The organism is Rhodococcus sp. (in: high G+C Gram-positive bacteria) (assembly GCF_049286785.1).
Lineage (GTDB): Bacteria > Actinomycetota > Actinomycetes > Mycobacteriales > Mycobacteriaceae > Rhodococcus_F.
Genome location: NZ_JBAQEO010000362.1, coordinates 1 through 1,994, shown reverse-complemented (window position 1 = coordinate 1,994; position 1,994 = coordinate 1). Strand labels below are relative to the sequence as shown.

2 protein-coding genes are annotated in these 1,994 nt (G+C 66.5%); both read right to left on the bottom strand.

The annotated features are described in order from the left end of the window. Positions 1–112: 112 nt before the first annotated feature. Positions 113–1,339 (bottom strand): acyl-CoA dehydrogenase family protein, encoded by a 1,227-nt coding sequence (locus tag WAW17_RS13420; protein ID WP_422333457.1) that lies wholly within the window; start codon positions 1,337–1,339, stop codon positions 113–115. Positions 1,340–1,367: 28 nt separating this feature from the next. Beyond that, the coding region (locus tag WAW17_RS13415) for a phosphotransferase family protein (protein ID WP_422333456.1) at positions 1,368–1,994 on the bottom strand (627 nt) is incomplete at its 5' end.

Below are 1,994 nucleotides of genomic sequence, written 5' to 3'. Positions count from 1 at the left end.
CCGCCGACGCGCCCAGCGCGAGTGCGGCGACCTTGCGCCGCCTTGAATGTCAGCGGCGATGAAGCCGGGAGCTCGCTTCTCCCGGAACATGAGTCTTGTTAGTCGCCGCCCATCAGCGCACCTCGTTGAGTACCGGAGTCACCTTGAATTCGGTGCGGGCGAGCGAGCGACGGTGAACTTGGTCCGGGCCGTCGGCGATCTGCAGGAACCGGGCCTGCGAGTAGAGCATGGCCAACGGGGTGTCCTGGGACATACCTGCCCCGCCGAAAATCTGCATGGCCTCGTCGACGATCCACTTGACTGTCAGCGGCACCATGATCTTGGCCGCTGCGATGTCGTGCCGCGCTTCCTTGGCGCCGTCGACGTCCATCCTCCACGCGGCGCGCAACTTCATCAGGCGGGCCGCGTCGACCTTGACGCGGGCATCGGCGATCGTCGCCTGGACGACGCCCTCCTCGGATAGCGGCCTACCGAAAGCGACTCGCGTGCGGGCGCGCTCGGTCATCAGGGCGATCGCGCGTTCCGCCATCCCGATCAGACGCATGCAGTGGTGAATGCGCCCGGGACCGAGTCGAGCCTGCGCGGCGGTGAAGCCCTTGCCGCGCTCGCCGAGGAGATTGGCCTTCGGCACGCGAACGTGGTCGTAGAAGATCTCGGCATGGCCGCCCTCATGGCGGTCGTCGAAGCCCAGCACGCTGGTGGAACGGATGACGTTCACACCGGGTGTGTCCATGGGCACGAGCACGATCGAGTGCCGCGAACCAGCCTGAGCGTCCGGGTCGGTGATACCCATGACCATCGCGACGCGGCAGTCCTCGCGCATCGCCGCGCTCGACCACCACTTGCGGCCGGTGAGCACCCAGTCATCACCGTCCTCGGCAATCTCGAGACGCACGTTGGCGGCGTCGGAGCTGGCCACATCCGGTTCGGTCATCGAGAAGCACGAGCGGATTTCACCCTCGAGCAGCGGGGCGAGCCACTGCTGCCTCTGTTCGTCGGTGCCGAAGCGGGCCAGCAGTTCCATGTTGCCGGTGTCCGGCGCGTTGCAGTTCAGCGCTTCCGGCGCCACCTGCGGGCTCCAGCCGGTCAACTCGGCGAGAGGCGCGTACTCGAGGTTGCTCAGGCCGGCCCCACCCTTCTCCGGCAGAAACAGGTTCCACAGTCCCTGACGTTTCGCGGCGGCCTTCAGGTCCGCCATGATCGGGGGCGCACCCCAGTAGTCGGGTTTGCTCGCGAGCTGCCGCGCGGCGATCGCCTCGGCCGGCAGAATCCGATCCTGCATGAAGTCAGTCAGTCTCTGCTGCAGTTCCCTGACCTTGGGGCTGTACTCGAAATCCATTGTTCAGTCTCCGATCTGGAGTGGGTTGTCAGCGGCGAAGTTCGGGGAGCGCGGAGTCGGCGGCGAGGTCGAGCGCACGCTGCAGGAGTGGCTCGACCATCTCGCCCACGTCGTCGAACCCGTCACCGACGGTTTCGCCCTGTCGGTGCCGGGCGTGGATACCTTCCAGAATGACCGCGATCTTGAAGTCGGCGAACACGGTGTACCAGTCGATTTCGGGGAGTTCGATGCCGCGGCGGTCGGCGTAGCGGTCGAGCAGTTCGCTGTGTGTGGGGAATCCGTCGAGGGCCGCCAGTCCGCGGGTGATCGGATTGAACGCCCGCCCGGGGGCGTCCCAGAAGCTGAGCATGATCCCGACGTCGGTGAGGGTGTCGCCGAGAGTGGCCATCTCCCAGTCGAGTACGGCGACGATCCGGGCGGGGTCGTCGCGGGCGACGAGCACGTTGTCGAGCTTGACATCGCCATGCACAATGCCAGGGAATCGGGACTGCGGCAGTGCGCGGCGGAGCTTGTCGAGCAGGACCGCAACCTCGGGACGGTCGACGGTGCGCGAGGACTCCCATTGGCGTGCCCAGCGGCTCAGCTGACGTTCGAGGTACCCGTCCGGCTTGCCGAAGTTACCAAGCCCTACCGTGGCGGGGTCGATCTCATGCAG

Coding starts and splice junctions, on each gene's coding strand:
- WAW17_RS13420 (WP_422333457.1), bottom strand. CDS start 1,339: ATGGATTTCGAGTACAGCCCCAAGGTCAGGGAACTGCAGCAGAGACTG.